Annotated in this window: 18 protein-coding genes; 1 reads left to right on the top strand and 17 read right to left on the bottom strand. The window is 41.9% G+C overall.

From position 1 onward, the window contains the following. Nucleotides 1–10: 10 nt before the first annotated feature. The 17 genes from flhB to CWC14_RS14315 form a co-directional block, all read right to left on the bottom strand. Nucleotides 11–1,141: a flagellar biosynthesis protein FlhB gene (gene flhB / locus CWC14_RS14395; RefSeq protein ID WP_008112201.1), complete on the bottom strand. Its 1,131-nt coding sequence runs from the start codon at nucleotides 1,139–1,141 to the stop codon at nucleotides 11–13. 9 nt (nucleotides 1,142–1,150) lie between these two features. Continuing rightward, entirely contained in the window at nucleotides 1,151–1,930 is a 780-nt protein-coding gene (gene fliR / locus CWC14_RS14390; protein WP_024602030.1) for a flagellar biosynthetic protein FliR, read from the bottom strand. A 2-nt stretch (nucleotides 1,931–1,932) separates the two neighbouring features. Beyond that, nucleotides 1,933–2,202 carry a flagellar biosynthetic protein FliQ gene (locus CWC14_RS14385; RefSeq protein ID WP_010387922.1) on the bottom strand — a complete coding sequence of 90 codons (270 nt, stop codon included), beginning with the start codon at nucleotides 2,200–2,202 and terminating at the stop codon, nucleotides 1,933–1,935. Nucleotides 2,203–2,243: 41 nt separating this feature from the next. Then, on the bottom strand, nucleotides 2,244–2,984 hold the full coding sequence (gene fliP / locus CWC14_RS14380) for a flagellar type III secretion system pore protein FliP (protein WP_013465552.1): 741 nt from the start codon (nucleotides 2,982–2,984) through the stop codon (nucleotides 2,244–2,246). Between the two features lie 4 nt (nucleotides 2,985–2,988). Next, nucleotides 2,989–3,372 (bottom strand): flagellar biosynthetic protein FliO, encoded by a 384-nt coding sequence (gene fliO, locus CWC14_RS14375; RefSeq protein WP_010387917.1) that lies wholly within the window; start codon nucleotides 3,370–3,372, stop codon nucleotides 2,989–2,991. Further along, nucleotides 3,369–3,767, bottom strand: a complete 399-nt coding sequence (fliN, locus tag CWC14_RS14370; protein WP_138563536.1) for a flagellar motor switch protein FliN — start codon at nucleotides 3,765–3,767, stop codon at nucleotides 3,369–3,371. The genes fliO and fliN overlap by 4 nt, the downstream gene beginning before the upstream one ends. A gap of 20 nt (nucleotides 3,768–3,787) precedes the next feature. After that, complete coding sequence (fliM, locus tag CWC14_RS14365; RefSeq protein ID WP_138563534.1) at nucleotides 3,788–4,879, bottom strand: flagellar motor switch protein FliM; 1,092 nt, start codon at nucleotides 4,877–4,879, stop codon at nucleotides 3,788–3,790. 9 nt (nucleotides 4,880–4,888) lie between these two features. Further along, nucleotides 4,889–5,395, bottom strand: coding sequence for a flagellar basal body-associated protein FliL (gene fliL, locus CWC14_RS14360; RefSeq protein WP_138563532.1), 507 nt, complete (start codon nucleotides 5,393–5,395; stop codon nucleotides 4,889–4,891). Between the two features lie 57 nt (nucleotides 5,396–5,452). Next, a complete protein-coding gene (locus tag CWC14_RS14355; RefSeq protein WP_138563530.1) occupies nucleotides 5,453–7,264 on the bottom strand; it encodes a flagellar hook-length control protein FliK in 1,812 nt (603 codons plus the stop codon). 87 nt (nucleotides 7,265–7,351) lie between these two features. Then, nucleotides 7,352–7,798, bottom strand: a complete 447-nt coding sequence (gene fliJ / locus CWC14_RS14350) for a flagellar export protein FliJ (protein ID WP_008112186.1) — start codon at nucleotides 7,796–7,798, stop codon at nucleotides 7,352–7,354. Then, a complete protein-coding gene (gene fliI / locus CWC14_RS14345; RefSeq protein ID WP_008112184.1) occupies nucleotides 7,798–9,132 on the bottom strand; it encodes a flagellar protein export ATPase FliI in 1,335 nt (444 codons plus the stop codon). The genes fliJ and fliI overlap by 1 nt, the downstream gene beginning before the upstream one ends. An 18-nt stretch (nucleotides 9,133–9,150) precedes the next feature. Continuing rightward, complete coding sequence (gene fliH, locus CWC14_RS14340; protein WP_138563528.1) at nucleotides 9,151–9,945, bottom strand: flagellar assembly protein FliH; 795 nt, start codon at nucleotides 9,943–9,945, stop codon at nucleotides 9,151–9,153. Between the two features lie 3 nt (nucleotides 9,946–9,948). Further along, nucleotides 9,949–10,989, bottom strand: a complete 1,041-nt coding sequence (fliG, locus tag CWC14_RS14335; protein ID WP_138563526.1) for a flagellar motor switch protein FliG — start codon at nucleotides 10,987–10,989, stop codon at nucleotides 9,949–9,951. Then, the gene (fliF, locus tag CWC14_RS14330; RefSeq protein ID WP_138563524.1) at nucleotides 10,982–12,697 is read right to left on the bottom strand and encodes a flagellar basal-body MS-ring/collar protein FliF; all 1,716 of its coding nucleotides are present in this window, start codon (nucleotides 12,695–12,697) and stop codon (nucleotides 10,982–10,984) included. Before fliF ends, fliG begins: the two co-directional genes overlap by 8 nt. A gap of 20 nt (nucleotides 12,698–12,717) precedes the next feature. Next, complete coding sequence (gene fliE, locus CWC14_RS14325; RefSeq protein WP_016899229.1) at nucleotides 12,718–13,050, bottom strand: flagellar hook-basal body complex protein FliE; 333 nt, start codon at nucleotides 13,048–13,050, stop codon at nucleotides 12,718–12,720. A 157-nt stretch (nucleotides 13,051–13,207) separates the two neighbouring features. Beyond that, on the bottom strand, nucleotides 13,208–14,632 hold the full coding sequence (locus tag CWC14_RS14320) for a sigma-54-dependent transcriptional regulator (protein ID WP_138563522.1): 1,425 nt from the start codon (nucleotides 14,630–14,632) through the stop codon (nucleotides 13,208–13,210). Further along, entirely contained in the window at nucleotides 14,629–15,741 is a 1,113-nt protein-coding gene (locus tag CWC14_RS14315; RefSeq protein WP_013465561.1) for a sensor histidine kinase, read from the bottom strand. Before CWC14_RS14315 ends, CWC14_RS14320 begins: the two co-directional genes overlap by 4 nt. 129 nt (nucleotides 15,742–15,870) lie before the next feature. Between CWC14_RS14315 and CWC14_RS14310 the strand changes: the two genes are divergently transcribed. Further along, nucleotides 15,871–16,473: a DNA-3-methyladenine glycosylase I gene (locus tag CWC14_RS14310; RefSeq protein WP_138563520.1), complete on the top strand. Its 603-nt coding sequence runs from the start codon at nucleotides 15,871–15,873 to the stop codon at nucleotides 16,471–16,473. Nucleotide 16,474: the final 1 nt, after the last annotated feature.

The raw sequence follows: 16,474 nt of genomic DNA, 5'->3' as shown, positions 1-16,474 counted from the left end.
TGGTTAGCAGTTAATACTTAAATTCATCGGGGATAGGCAGCTTTTTATTAAGGGCAACAGGGCGTTTTCCACGGCCTTTTTTAAACCGTTTAAGCTGAAACACATAAGCAAGCACTTGAGCAACCGCAGTAAATAGCTGATCGGGGATTTGCTCACCCACTTCTGCAGTATGATAAAGCGCTCGGGTTAAAGTTGGAGACTCAACAATAGGCACTTCATTACCCAATGCAATTTTACGAATTTGCATGGCGAGCTCATCCACACCTTTGGCTAATACAATAGGCGCGCCTGCTCGCTCTGTATCGTATTTTAAAGCTACGGAATAGTGAGTAGGGTTGGTAACAATAACATCGGCGTCTGGCACATCCTGCATCATTCTCTTTTGCGACATTTGACGTTGGGTTTGCCTTATGCGCGCTTTAATCTGCGGATCACCTTCTGAGTTTTTATATTCGTCTTTTACCTCTTGCATAGTCATTTTAAGCTGTTTGTTATGACTATAGCTTTGAAATGGGGCGTCAATAGCAGCAATAATAATTAAGGTGCAAGACATGGCTAAAAACATCCACGCTAAAATTTCCAAAGCATGAACAATATTGCCAGGCGCACTTTCTATACTTAAATGTAAGATTTCATCAAAAAACGTATTAATTAAAAAAATAGCAAATGCGGCCACCAAGCCAAACTTTAATAATGACTTAAGCAATTCTATAGCCGCTTGTGGACCAAACATGCGGGTAAAGCCTTTCATTGGCGACATTTTACTGGCTTTGGGCGCAGCTGCTTGCCAACTAAAATTAAAGCCGCCAAGCATGGTATTACCGATAAATGCAGCCAATACAATAATGAGTACAAACATCGACATAGGAAATAACAGTACGTCGGCCACCTCTCCCCATACGGCAAACATTTTGGTGGTGTCGTAGGTTTCATTGCGATTAAGACTAAGCATTCTTCCCATAATGCGGTACAAGCCTTTGCCAATTTCAGGCCCATACATTAATAAGGAAATAGCAGAAAAAATAAGCACAAACATGGTACCTAACTCTTTAGAACGCGCTATTTGGCCTTTCTTTTTAGCATCATCAACTTTTTTTGGGGTGGGTTCTTCGGTTTTTTCTTGTCCGGAATCTTCAGCCATTACGCTCTCCTAAGGGGAACAACCAATTAGAGTACACATCAGCTCAACCATTTTTAGCCATTGGAACTCAAACTGAGTGACAAAGTTACCGAGCGTTGCCCAAATAATAACGAGCCCTGCCACTAAGGTAAACGGGAAGCCTATCGAGAAAATATTTAACTGCGGTGCAGCACGGGTCATAATACCAAATGCCATATTAATAACCAGCATGGCGGTTAATGGTGCTAATGACAGCACTAATGCAGTGGTAAACATCCAACCACCCCATGTCACTATGTCCCAGTAATGATCAACCGCCCACCAATTGCCATCAATCGGGAGTACTTCAAAACTGTGCACCACCATTTGAATCATCATTAAATGACCATTAAACACAAAAAATAATAAGGTAGCTAATATTAGATAAAATTGCCCCACTGCAGGCACACTCATCCCATTAGAGGGGTCAACAACAGATGCAAAACCTAAACCGGTTTGCATAGCAAGAATTTGACCGGCTAACACAAACGTATTGAGTAATAGTGTGGACGCAAAACCAATTGCGACACCAATCAACATTTGTTGGAGTACCACTAAAATCATTTCAAAAGAAAATAGATTAGTAAATGTAGCAGCAGGAAGAACAGGAACAACTAAGAAGGTGACCACTACAGCCAAGCCCATTTTTATTCGAGCAGGTACGTTTTTTGCGCCAATACCCGCCATGATCATGATCATTGAGCTGATGCGCACTAAGGGCAGTAAAAAATCACTTAACCATTGAATGACAACGGAAAATGGAAATTCCATTGTTAACCTGCAATTTCGGGGATAAGCAGCACTAAGCGATTAAAAAAGTCCATTAGCTCTTGAGTAAACCAATGACCTCCCACAATCAGGGCACTGATGGTAATTAATAAACGCGGTAAAAAACTCAGTGTTTGTTCGTTAATTGAGGTTGCTGCCTGAAACACAGCCACAACCAACCCAATAATTAAGCCAGGTACCACAATGGCAGACACCAGCTTAATCACTAAAAATAGGGCTCCACTTAAAATATCAACAAATACTTCAGGTTCCATGGACGACTCCTAGTGTGGTTGGTTCAATGAAGAGTGCACAACTACGTGCCCAAGCCAAAGCTTTTAGCGAGTGTACCCATCACCAAGCTCCACCCATCAACCAATACAAACAACATAATTTTAAACGGTAGCGACACAATCATGGGCGATAACATCATCATACCCATGGCCATCAATACCGATGCAACCACCAAATCGACAATCAAAAAGGGAATAAAAAACATAAAACCAATAATAAAAGCGGTTTGTAACTCACTGGTCACAAACGCAGGAATAAGCACAACCATTGGCGTTGCTTCAGGCGAGTCAAGCTGATCGTAACCTGCTATTTTAGCAAAGGTTTCTAAATCTTTTATACGTACCTGTGAGAGCATAAACGCTTTCATTGGCTCTTTGGCTAAATCAAGTGCTTCAAGTGACGTTACTTGTTCACTTAAATACGGTTCGATAGCGCGCTCATTTATTTGCTCATAAATTGGCGCCATAATAAAAATACTTAAAAACAGCGACATACCTAGTAATACTTGGTTCGAAGGCGTTTGCTGCAAACCAATGGCTTGGCGCAAAATAGCTAAAACAACAATAATTCGAGTGAAAGAAGTCATCATGATAATGGCGGCTGGAATAAAGCTCATAGCCGTCATGATCGCCAACACTTGTAGCGTCACTGAGTAGTCTTGGGTGCCATCGGCATTAGTGGTGATCGTCAGCGCGTCAATCCCCTCGGCATTGACCCCTGGGACGAACACCATGGCAAATAGGAAAAGCAGCCATTTAGTCATAATATTAGTTCTTTTTATTTTGATTAAGTTGCGGATTCAACATTTTGCCAAACCGCTTCGCTAATTCTGGTAACTCTTTTTCTGTTAGGGGGGTTTCTAACTTGTGTAGATAATTAATACTGTGTGGAGTAACCCCTAATAGGTGCTGTGCATTATCTATTTCAACCACCATTAAGCGCTCGCGTGATCCCAACGGAAGACTGCGGATCACTTTGAATTCATCGTTATTGGTTAAATTTGGATTAAGCTTTTTAACAAAAAAAGCCAACACTAAAATTAACACTACCACCACACCTAACGACATAACCATTGAAATAATGTCTGTGGTGGGTGTTGCAGCATCGGTAGCTGCAAACACTGAATTGCTTAAACCAAGTAATGCTATCATCGTAATTTTTTGATCCGTTCAACCTGACTAATTACATCCGTTAAACGAATACCGAACTTATCGTTCACCACAACCACTTCGCCATGCGCAATCAAAGTACCATTAACTAAAACATCAAGCGGTTCGCCGGCAACCCTGTCAAGCTCAATGACCGAACCTTGGTTAAGTTGTAATAAATTACGAATATTAATTTTAGAACGCCCTACTTCCATAGAAATAGTAACGGGAATGTCTAAAATAGTATCGAGTTTACGTTTTTCTTCACCGCTGAGTTCATGCTTTGAATCATCAAGCTCATCAAGCTCGGTTACTTTGACCTCAGGACTATCGTCAGTGCCTTCAGCTTCAGCAAGTGCTGCTGCCCATTCGTCCATTGTATCTTGATCATCGCTCATACTTTTAACCTTTTAATCAATTACCAGTCTAAGTCTACACCGTTTGAAAGGTGTAAATCATCTTCTAGTTCTGCTAATTCTGCATCTGAATCAATTTTTTTGCCGCCTTTGGTAAAGACATGTAGCTCAGATTTAACTGAATCAGGGCGTTTAATTTTTTCACTAATTTGTAGCGCAACGTTATCGCGTGAACGACCCATTTTAGCTCTAAATGTAGGGAGTTCTTCCACAAATACGGTAATATGCTCAGGCATTTCAACTGGAATTATATCCCCGGCTTTGAGCTCCATTATTTGTTTTAAGCTTAAATCAACTTCAAGTAGCTGGGTCGATAAATCGACTTCTACGTCCATTATTTCGTCACGAAGCGCCTTACTCCAACGTAAATCGGTATCTTCAGTATCAGACTGAACACCCGCATCCAATAGCTCTCTGATAGGTTCGAGCATTGAATAAGGTAGCGCAATATGGAAGTCTCCCCCGCCACCATCCAGCTCAATATGAAAAGAGCTAATAACCACCACTTCGGTTGGGCTAACAATATTAGCCATCGCAGGGTTTACCTCAGAATCGAGGTACTCGAACGACACATCCATCACTGGTGCCCATGCTTCTTTGTAATCTTCAAAAATTATTTTCAGCAGCATTTGCACGATTCGGCGTTCTGTTGGGGTAAATTCACGTCCTTCAATTTTGGCATGATAACGGCCATCGCCACCAAAGAAGTTGTCTACCAGTATAAATACTAAGCGTGCTTCCATGGTAATAAGGCCGGTGCCTTTTAGTGGACGAAAACGCACCATATTCAAACTCGTTGGTACAAACAAGGTATGTATGTACTCACCAAACTTGATCATTTGCACGCCGTTAATTGACACCTCAGCGGTGCGGCGCATCATGTTAAATAAGCTAATTCGCATGTGACGGGCAAATCGCTCGTTAACAATTTCAAGTGTCGGCATGCGACCACGCACGATGCGATCTTGCGAAGAAAAGTCGTACTGTAGTGTACTTCCCTCACCATCTTCACCGTCGTGTGTATCTTCCTCTTCGACTTCATCGACACCATGTAATAGTGCATCAATTTCGTCTTGGGATAATAAATCGCTCACACTGGCCCCTTATTGCATCACAAAGCCGGTAAATAGTACCCGCTCAATTACTTTATTCCCTTCAACATCCATCATAGCGGCCTGTACTTTATCAAGTGCAGTAAAACGCAGTGTTTCTTTGCCTACACTGGTGCTAAGTTCATCAGCCGTTGTCATGGAAAATACACTCAGGAGTGTGCCTTCAATCAGTGGAATGTGTTTTTTAGCCGTTTCTTCATTATCATCGCCGCGCACTAATAATTGCACTTTAATCTGTACAACTCTATCGCGACTAGCCCCTGGCACATTAAAAATAAACGGTCTAGGCATCGCAACATATAAAGCAATGCCAACCGTTGCCGAAGAACTTGTTGGCGCAGCATCATCTGCAAGGGTTTCTACTGGCTCATCACCACCTGATAATAAAAAGTACCCTGCCACAGCGCCAACAATAAGTAATACAGCGGCAATAATTATTATGAGTTTGCTTTTACTTTTACTTACTTCTTCTATTTCTAAATTAGTATCTTCAGCCATTGTATTTCCTTTATTTGCAAAGGTATTTGCTTGTTTTAACTATTATAATAGCAGGACTTAGGCATAGTAATCTATTGATGATGACGTTTGTTGTCCAGAACCCTGTATTTGCTTATCTGGTTGCTCACTATTTGTCTCATCTGTAGAGCGATTATTGGCCATTTGCCCTTGTGCATCACCTTCTTGTTGCTGTGCTTGCTCACCTGAGGAATCACCGTAAGAAATACTGCTTTCACCTAGTTCTAAACCTTGCTGCATCAGCATGTCTCTAAGCCTAGGTAACGACTGCTCCAGCGCTTCTTTGGCTTGCTGGTTTTGCACTACAAAGTTGATTTGTGCTTGCTCAGCATCACTTCTAATACGAATTTGCATGCTGCCCATTTCTGGCGGATCTAGGCGAATTTCAGCTTCTTTATTATTAATACTTAACATTGAGCTAACCCGCTCTTGTAGCATTTTTGCCGCATCACTTTTAATAATGTTTAAAGCCTGTAACGTGGCAGGATCAATGCTTACTTGTTTCGCTTGTGCTGTACTTTGTAACTGTCCTGCTTGCAAGCTTTGCGCTTCAATAATAGCTTGTTCGTACCCTAAAGTATCGTATTTAGCGAGACTACTAAGCGACTGTTTGTCAAATATATTAATGATCTGAGAGAAAATTTGTGCTGCACGCGGTGGCATTTGCTCAGCATTAGTGCCGCGCATGCTCTCTTTTTGTAATGCGTCTAACTGTTTGGCAAGCTCTTCAGGGTTATCAGCTACCGATTTTGAACTCTCTAATTTTAGCTCAGGTTTTACATTGGCTGATTCAGTACCAGCCTGTGCTTTTGGCGCTATTGCTCCCGCCAAAGCATTATTTGAAAATAGTGGCTTATCTTTGGCGCTAAACAAGCTGTCCGCGTTAATCGCGGTCTCTAAATCACTGATTACTCCTTTTAGCGAGGTAAGTTCTTTCGTTGATAAAGATTCATTTTTAACGTAATCCTGCAACTGATTGAGTAAGGCCTGTTTTTCTGAGGTAGTTAACGTACTTATTTGTGCATTAATGGTCTGCTGAGGTGTTTGCGGCTTCTCACTTTCACTCACATACTTACTGAGTAATTGCTTTAAATCCGCTAGATTATCTTTATTAATTGGCTTGCTCATCGCATTAAGCTCAGTGGCTAATTCACCTTGCTGAGCAGGTGTTAAATTTGTCAATAATTTATCTGCTTTAATGGCATTATCATCTTTTGATAACAGCGCCAAAACGGAAGCATCTAGCGATGCTTTAATGTTCATAGTCTCGGTCGGCTTATCCGATGGTTTAGCAGCCGCGAGTTCATTTGTAACAGCCTCATACTGTCCGGTTGGGGCAGCTGTAGCTAAAGGTTTCGTGTCAAGCTGTGAAGACTCAGCTGCAGTTTTGCTTGCTGATTCAGAACCTACAGTCTTTTGTGACTGCACAATGGCCGTATCATCAACAATTTCATCACTTGGTAAATTAATAATAATAGGTGCCAGCTTATCTTCAGGCTTAGCGTTTATTTTAACAGCGTCTTTGTCTATTAACTGCGCACCACCATGGGGGTTATTTTTTACTGAGGTATCGATGACTTGTGCCGCATTAATTTGCGCCAGCATATCTTCACCGCTCAAAGGCTTTTCTTCGCTACTTTGCCCTTTTAGATCGGATTGTTGATCTGCTGATTGTTTGTTTGGCGCTTTAGCTTGCGTACTGTGTGTTTCAGAAGCTTGGTTAGCAAGGGCTAATTGATCAAAAAAGCCAGCATCATTACTGCTATCTAGCTTTGTTTTATCACTGTCTTTTTTAACTAAGTATGAGTCTTGCTCAGATACCGCTAACATTGAAATATCATTTATCGCCATAAATCACCTAATAAAAGCGGCAACAGCCCACCGCACAATCCTAAAAATCATTGCTCTTGTAGAATCTAAGCAATTAGCATGCCTACCTTATAGTGCTTTATGCCTTTGATAAAACTGATTAGAGGAAAATTCATCGAGCATTTTTTGCTCACTTTTAGCGGCCAACATATCCGCTTTTATCTGTTGTTTTTCAATTAACTTAGCAACCGCTTTCGCTTTTACTTGTTGCTTTAACCACAAGGTTTTACGCTGGCTAACCACCTGCTTTGCAGTGTTAACAGTGCTTGCTTGTTGACGTATCGCTTCTTCAATCTTAGCAATGAATGCATGATACTGACTAAATCCGGCACTTGATAAACCCGACTGCCCCTTAATATGAAGTTGCTGCGTGTATTCAAGTCGAAAGTCATTTAAGCCCTGCAGCTTTTGCTGATTTACTTGCAAATTTTGATTAGCTTGCAAGTAGCTCATGCGTAACGTTTCTTCTTTTTCGTTTTCAAGCCTGAGCAACAAATGCAGTTTATTTTTTGCCATTATGCTTGTCCTAATAATTGCGCTAGCCCTTGAAGGCCATCATCATAGCTAATCACATCACGCATCCCTTGTTGTAAAAATGCGTTCACTCTTGGCATCATGTTTATCGCCTGATCGAGCATTTGATCACTGCCTTTTTGATAAGCGCCCAAGGTGATCATGTCTTTGTTCTGTTGATACATTGAATACACTTGCTTAAGCACCCGAGCTTGTTGCATGTGCGATTCAGACACCACTTGAGGCATAACTCGAGAAATCGATTTTTCTATGTCAATGGCAGGATAATGGCCGCTGTCGGCTAAATCACGCGATAAAACAATATGTCCGTCAAGTATGGCACGTGCAGCATCAGCAATCGGGTCTTGCATGTCATCGCCTTCACTCAGTACGGTAAAAAAGGCAGTAATAGAGCCTTGCCCTTCCCCGCCATTACCCGCTCTTTCCACCAGCGCAGGTAATTTAGCAAATACTGAAGGTGGGTAGCCTTTTGTTGCAGGGGGCTCACCTACAGCCAGCGCGATTTCACGCTGTGCCATAGCATAACGCGTCACCGAGTCGAGTAATAACAATACGTTTAAACCTTGATCTCGAAAATACTCTGCAATGGTTACCGCACTTTCGCAGCCTTTTAATCGCATTAATGGTGAGGCATCAGCGGGGGCTGCAACAACAACTGAACGTTTACGCCCTTCAACACCCAGTATTTCTTCAATAAATTCTTTTACTTCTCGACCACGCTCACCGACTAAACCCACTACAATCACATCGGCTTCACTGCCTCGGGTCATCATGCCTAATAATACTGATTTACCCACACCAGAGCCTGCAAATAAGCCCATGCGCTGGCCTTGGCCGACAGTAATCACCGAGTTAATAGCACGTACCCCCACATCCATAGGCTTACTAATGGGGCGTCTTGCAAGAGGGTTTATTGCATTTTGAGCAAATTTGAGTGTATGTTCTGCATTAATTTTACCTAAGCCATCTAAAGGTCGGCCTAAGCCGTCTACCACTCGACCAAGTAAGCTCATGCCAACAGGCAAACCTGTGTCATTAACTTGGGGGATAACTCGCGCACCAGGCAGTACACCTGAAATGTGGTCGTTAGGCATTAAATACAAAGTTTGATCGTTAAATCCAACAATTTCAGCGTCAACAAAGCCGTTCATTGTTTCAATTTTACATTGGCTGCCTACCGGAGCGCGCAAACCTTTGGCTTCCAGTGTTAAACCAACCACACGCGTTAAAACTCCCGCGACTGCAGGCGCTGGAATTTTAATATGCCGTTGGTATTGAGATAAGCGTTCGCTTAATGAAGTATCGCTCACAGACATAACACGCCAATAAAAAAGTTAGATACCACTGTTATGCAAAAAGCTTTCCAACGTTTCTTTGACACGGGTTTTCAAGGTCATATCTAAAGATGATAACGTTGTTTTAACTTCACAACCGCCCCGCTCTAGAGTGGGTTCTGCAATTAGTTGCCAATGATTATCTTCAATAGCTTGTTCACCATAACTGGCTTTTATCAGCGTTAAGTCATCTGGATGAAGATGAATTCGAACTTTTTCTTGTTCTGCATTAAGTGCATCAATGCTTTTTTTCAAAGTATGTAAAATAATATCAGGTGATGTTTTTACTTCTTGATAAATAATCGCTTCACTGAGCATAGTGGCTAGCTGTACCAGCTGTTTTTCTGCTTGCTCGTCCACTTTTTTAAGCGGGTCGCTTAAACTATCTAGTAAGCCACGCAGGCTGGTCAACTGCTCATCAATTAATGGTTTAACGTCTTCTTGGCCTTGTGTTTTACCCAGCTCTACACCTTCTTTGTAACCCGCCTCTTTACCCTCGGTTACGCCTTTGTCAAAGCCATCTATATAGCCTTGTTCGTGCCCTTGTTTAAGGCCTTCTTCGTAGGCATCTTGGCGAATACGCTCCAGCTCTACCATAGTTAATGAAGGCAGCTCTGGTTCTTCTACTTGTTCTTTTGCTATTTCTTTACGGTATAGCTCGGCTAAGGGTGTGCCATAAGCCGTAGAGCGATTGCCAAAACTTCGCTCATCGGGAGCAACATCAGGAATTGGCCAATTTTTTAATAACTCATCAGCTTCATCTGCATGTAATGGGCGACCTTTAGAGTGACTCATAGGTTATAAGAACTCCTCACCACCGCCACCACCAAGCATAATTTCACCTGAATCAGAAAGGCGACGTGCTGTTGATAAAATTTCTTTTTGCGCCGCTTCTACTTCACTAATGCGCACTGGTGCCATAGCCTCTAAATCATCAGCGAGCATTTCAGCAGCACGTTTTGACATGTTACCCAAAATCTTCTCTTTAAGGGCATCGTCAGTGCCTTTAATGGCTTTCATCAGTACATCTTGCGGCACTTCACGCAGGATTGCTTGAATGCCTCTGTCGTCTACATCCATTAAGTTTTCGAAGACAAACATTAAGTCTTGAATTTGTTGCGACATTTCTTCGTCATGCTCACGGATAGAATCCATTAACTGCCCTTCAACATTTGTATCGAGGTAGTTCATGATATCTGCAGCCGCTTTTAAGCCACCCATTTTCGCAGCTTGTACACCCGCTTGACCAGCAAATTGTTTTTCCATAATTTCGTTTAATTCTTGCAATGCTGCCGGTTGTACTTCTTCTAAATTAGCAATACGCATGGTTAAATCGAGGCGCACTTTTTCAGGAAATTGCGCTAAAATTTCAGCCGACTGTTCAGGCTCTAAATAAGAAAGCACAATTGTTTGAATTTGTGGATGCTCATTACGAATGATATTCGCTACCTGCTTTGAGTCCATCCATTTTAATGAATCAAGCCCTTTGGCGCCTGAGCCCATCACTATTTGGTCTATCAAGCTGGCGGCTTTATCTTCACCTAATGCAGCCGTAAGTGCTTTTTTGATAAAATCTTCAGACTGAAAACCTATCGTACTAAAGCTCTGAATTTGTTCGATAAACAAGTTGTGCACTGCGCTGATTTTAGCTTGCGACAAATCATCGATTGCCGCCATGGCCATACCTACCTTTTGCACTTGCTTTGGCTCTAAGTGCTTTAGGATTTGCGCTGCATCTTCTTCAGATAAACTCAGCAATAATATCGCCGCTTTATCTACACCATCAAGTTTATCAACATCAAACGCCGGTGGTAGTTGTTTTTGTTCTTGATCAGTCATCTTCTGTTAACCACGCTTTCACTACTTGTGATGATAGTTCTGGTTCATTGGCTACAAGGGCACGAACCGCTTTGAGTAAGTCTTCGTCGCCATGTAGGTCTGGTAACTGTAGTGTACCATCGCTTGAGAAGCCAACAGAAGCAGAATCAAAGTCATTATTTAGCATATCTAATGTGCTGTCACCAAGATCAACACCTGAACTAAGAGAGTCTTCATCATATTCTTCAAGTGTATTATCTGGGTAAATTAATCGCTTAAGCATAGGTTTAACGACAGCTAAAATCAGTACAATAATAACCAGCGCACCTAATACTAAGCGCATCATTTTCATAAACCAGTCTTGTTCCCATAAAGGCAACTCAAAATCAAGCGCTGAGTCTTCACGAACAAATGGCACGGTCACTACTTCAAGTGCATCGCCACGTTGCATATCAAAGCCTACGCCACCTTGTAACAAGCGACGAATATTTGACAGGGCTTCAACCGAGCGTGGCGTCATAGTTGTTTCACCATTTTCACCCACCGTAGGCAGGTAATCAACCGCAACAGAGACACTTATTCTGCGGATCACTCCAGTTTGCTGACGCTTATGTGAAATAGTGGTATCGAGTTCATAGTTACGAGTGGCTTCTTTGTGAGTTCTACTCGGTGAGGTTGCAGTGCCTGCACCGCCCGCCATCGCATCTTCAGAAATAGTTGAGTTAACTGGTGGCTGATTAGTAAGCGCGCCTGGAATACCAACCGCTAGGCCACCAATATTATTTTCTTCAAAGGTCGTTTCACTTCTTACCGCCGGTAAATCTGGGTTGTAACGTTTTTGTGTTTCTTCTACCGCACTAAAGTCCATACTTAAATCTACTTGTGCGGTGTAATTACCTAATCCAACCACGGGAATTAAAATACTGTCGATTTTTTCTAGGTATTCTTGCTCACGTTTACGTTCTATATCGTATTCTTTACGCGAGCGTGCAGCTAAAGAGGTTTGCGAGCCTGAATTTAATAAGCGACCATTTTGATCGGTCACAGTAACGCGCGAAGGCTCAAGCCCTTGTACCGCTGAAGCTATCATATCAACAACCGAGTCAACTTCTTCGCCATCTAGAGAGCGACCGCGTTTAAGAGTAAGTACAACAGTCGCAGAGGGTTTTTTCTCTCTACGGGCAAATACATTTTCTTTGGGAATCGCTAACAATACTTTGGCGCGAGTAACATTATTTAGCTCTTCTATAGTACGGGCAAGTTGTTGCTCACGGCCATGTTTAAGGCGCTCACGTTCTAAACGCTGGCTTACCCCAAACCCCATGTCTTGCATAATAATGTCGCTACCTGATGTAGGCCCTTGATCTAAACCTTCACGGGTCATCAATAACTTGATATTTTGATATTCAGTTTCATCCACCGAGACCACATTGCCATCAAGTTGGTAGTCAATTTTTTGTGCATCTAAAAAGTCGAGTGTTTCTATTAACTCTTCAGTTTGCATTTTACCTAAAGGGCGCATATCTGGCTGACGAGCCCAAATAATAACGAAAATAGCAATGGCTAAACAAATAGCTAATGCAACAATCAGGGTAATTTGACGTAAAACATCAACACCACCAAGGGAACTGAAATAGCCTGATTTTTGCTCTTGTTGATCTTCGTTTTCACTTTGCTCCATCATGCCATCAGCAAGTGCCAGATCTGTAGATTGATTAGATTGCGCCACAATAATTCTCCACTACCTAGTTAAACAGGCATGTTCATAATTTCTTTATAAGACTCAACAAGCTTATTACGAACCTGTACCGTAGCTTCAAATGCCACAGAAGACTTTTGCGAAGCAATCATAGCCTCAGCAAGTGATACGCTTCTGTCGCCATTCTCTACCGCTTTTACTTTTTGTCCTGTGTCTTGCTGAAGTTCATGCACTGTATTAAGGGCATTACTCAACATGTCACCAAACTGTGCTGTAGAGGTTGATTGCACTTGCGTTGGCAAGTTATTAACTTGATTACTACGTGTGGCCTCTGCAGCCATTGATTGCATTTCTTGAAATAAAGCACTGTTTTGAATTTTCATAATTGTCTCTGATAATGCAGTAAACTCTTAAAGAGAATAAAGCACAAAACATGCCAAAAATTAAAACCAATTAAAACAACGATTTAAGTAAAATAATTAAGCAGTCAGAGTTTTGACAGCCCTAAATTCAAGTGATTGAACTTAGGGCTTATGGGGGTTATGCTGGGAGGGAAATACCTAAATCACGCATTTGTGCTAATTTGTAGCGTAAAGTACGCGGGCTAATACCTAAGGTTTCGGCGACCTCTTTACGTTTTCCTTGGCAGCGTGCCAAGGTTTCTAAAATAATACGATGTTCTTTATCTTTAAGCTCATCTTTGTAACTACCTGTATCGACGGCTAACAAATCATTTTTTTGCTCATCTGCAGGCGCTGCTTTTTCATCATAATAAGCGTTACTGAGACTACTTTTTACAGGCTCAATGTCAGCTTTAGTTTCTACCACAAAATGCGTTGGGGCTAGATTTTCGATAAAAATAGCATGCTCATCAATACTATTTCCACTGCGTAAAATTAGTGCTCGCTGAATAACGTTATCTAGTTCGCGTACATTCCCGGGCCAACTATGGCTAAGCAGTTTTTGCTCTGCACTGCTATCTAAATACGCCATTGGCTCTTTGCTTTTACTTAAGTGACGTTCAATCAAATGTTTAGCCAACACAATAATGTCACCTGGGCGCTCACACAGTGGTCGCCACAGCAGTGGGAAAACATTGAGTCGATAGTATAAATCTTCGCGGAACTGGTTTTCAGCAACCGCTTCTTTTAACTCTCGGTTACTTGTGGCAAGCACACGTACATCCAGTGCAATGGTTTTACGACCACCTAAACGCTCAACTTCACGCTCTTGTAGTACACGTAACAGCTTGGCTTGCAGGCCTAAATCCATTTCGGTGATTTCATCAAGTAAAATAGTACCGCCCTGTGCTTGTTCAAACTTACCAGGGCAAGCTTGAATAGCACCGGTAAACGCGCCTTTCTCATAACCAAATAAAGTGGCTTCGAGCATATTTTCGGGAATAGCCGCACAGTTAATCGCTACAAACGGTTCGTTACAGCGTTTTGATTTGTCATGAATATAACGCGCCAGTACTTCTTTACCAGAGCCACTTGGGCCAAGCACCATCACACTGGCATCTGATCGAGCAACTTTATTAGCAAGTTCGAGTAATTGAATACTACTAGGGTCGGCGACAATGGGCCCGTCTGTTTCTTTTTCTTTTTCTGGTAAGTAACGACTCACCATATTCAATAGTACTTCTGGTGCAAATGGCTTAGCCATATAATCAATCGCGCCTAAACGCATTGCCTCTACAGCATCATCAATAGTGGCGTAGGCCGTCATCATTAGTACGGGTAAATCAGGGTAATTTAATTTAATACTACGTAATAAATCCAAGCCGCTCATTGCGCCCATTTGTACATCACTGACCACCAATGAAAATGCTTCTTTTTTTAGTAGCACCATAGCTTGCTCGGCACTATTGGCCGCCATACAGGCTATACCTGACATTTCAAGCGTATCAATTAATGCTTCACGAAGTCCGGCGTCATCTTCTACAACTAAAATAGTGTTACTCATTGTGACTCCCCTAATTTAGATGTGACACTAATAGGTAGCAACATACTAAAAATTGCTCCCCCTTGTGGGTTGTTGTTTGCTTCAACACGTCCCTGATGTGCACTGGCCACTGAACTTACAACGGCAAGTCCTAAACCAGTACCTTGGCTTTTAGTGGTATAAAAGGGTTCAAATATTTTTTCAGTTTGTGCTAAATCAAGCCCAGGGCCATTATCACTAACACTAATGCGAACATAATCAGGGTCTTGCATATCACGCAAAGCACTAAGATGTACTTGTGCACCACTGCCAATGACTTGAATACTATTATGAATTAGGTTTTGAATTGCGCTAGCCAATGCTGTTTTGTTACCCATAATTTCAATATCGGGTTCAGGTAAGCTCACATTTAATTCGCTATCATTGAGCGCTACCATAGCATCGGCACCGGCTTTAACTTCACTTAGTAGCTGTTGCATCGACACTTGCTCAACCACTTGCTGATCACCACTTTTAGCAAATAACAGCATGTCGTTTACTTGGGTTTCTAAATCTTTTAAACGTGACATTAATTTAGTATGAAAACTGCCGCGAGACGCTTCGGGTAAGCGTTTTGAGCCTAAATTTGCGGCATACAACATAGCCGCTGATAACGGTGTGCGTACTTGATGAGCTAAAGACGCAACCATTTTACCTAAGGCACTTAAACGCTGCATATGCGCGACGCGCTTTTGCAAACGGCGCGTTTCTGTTAAATCTGTCATTAATATTAATTGCCCAGGCTCAGGCGCGAGTGCAGTAATATCGAGCTTTATTAAGCGCCCATCTTTTAACGACACTTCATGACCATCATCTTGATGAGGACGAAATGAGCGCTGAATAACGCTAAACCACTTCTCTCCTTCTAATGGCTCGCCGAGCATATCGATAGCTATTTGGTTTGCCTTAGCGATCATTCCCTTACCATCAAGTACAATCACGCCCGCAGGCATGGTATCAACCAGATGAGAGAGCCAACTTGCTTGTTGACGCAAATCACTCAACTCACCAACATACTCCTCTTGCAGTAAACATGGGTTATACTGATTAGCAGAAATAAACTGGGGTTTTAGCACACTTGCAAGGGCCATAATCAACTCTCTAAAATAATGTAGATATACTGGCTAATGCACAATATGTACCAAAATTATTTCCTTATAATATCAACAATTTAAACAGTTAAAATACGTGCCGTAAAAATGACGCGCTAAGGAATAAGCATGAAAGAGAAAGCTCAGTATCGCTGTCCATGGTTAGATACTTCAAAACCAGACTACGTGGATTACCATGACCATGAATGGGGCGTACCTGTGTATAACGATCACCTACTTTTTGAGTTTTTAACGTTAGAATCGGCACAAGCGGGGCTCAGCTGGTACACCATATTAAAAAAGCGCGCTAATTATAAAAACGCCTTTGCAAACTTTGACGTAAATAAAGTAGCGGCCTTTACTGAACACGACATAGAAAAATTAATGCAAAATGAGGGAATTGTTCGCAATCGCTTAAAAATAGCCGCAACAATTAATAATGCAAAGTGCTTCATTGCTATTCAAAAAGAGTTTGGCAGCTTTAGTGATTACCAGTGGCGGTTTGTTGGTAATAAACCTCAGGTAAACGATTTAGAGACGCTTGCGGATTACCCTGCAGTTACTGAAGCATCAACGTTATTTGCAAAAGATTTAAAAAAGCGCGGTTTTAAGTTTTTAGGCCCAACCACGGTGTATGCTTACATGCAGGCGTGCGGAATGGTTAACGATCATAGTAATAACTGTTTTAGGAAGGAAGAAGTTAAAAAGTTAGGGTTAAAGGTTAAAGGTTAAA

It is taken from the genome of Pseudoalteromonas sp. S3260 (genome assembly GCF_005886925.1).
GTDB lineage: Bacteria > Pseudomonadota > Gammaproteobacteria > Enterobacterales > Alteromonadaceae > Pseudoalteromonas > Pseudoalteromonas tetraodonis.
Note: the sequence above shows the minus strand (reverse complement) of the source record. Positions and strands in the feature narration are given on the sequence as shown.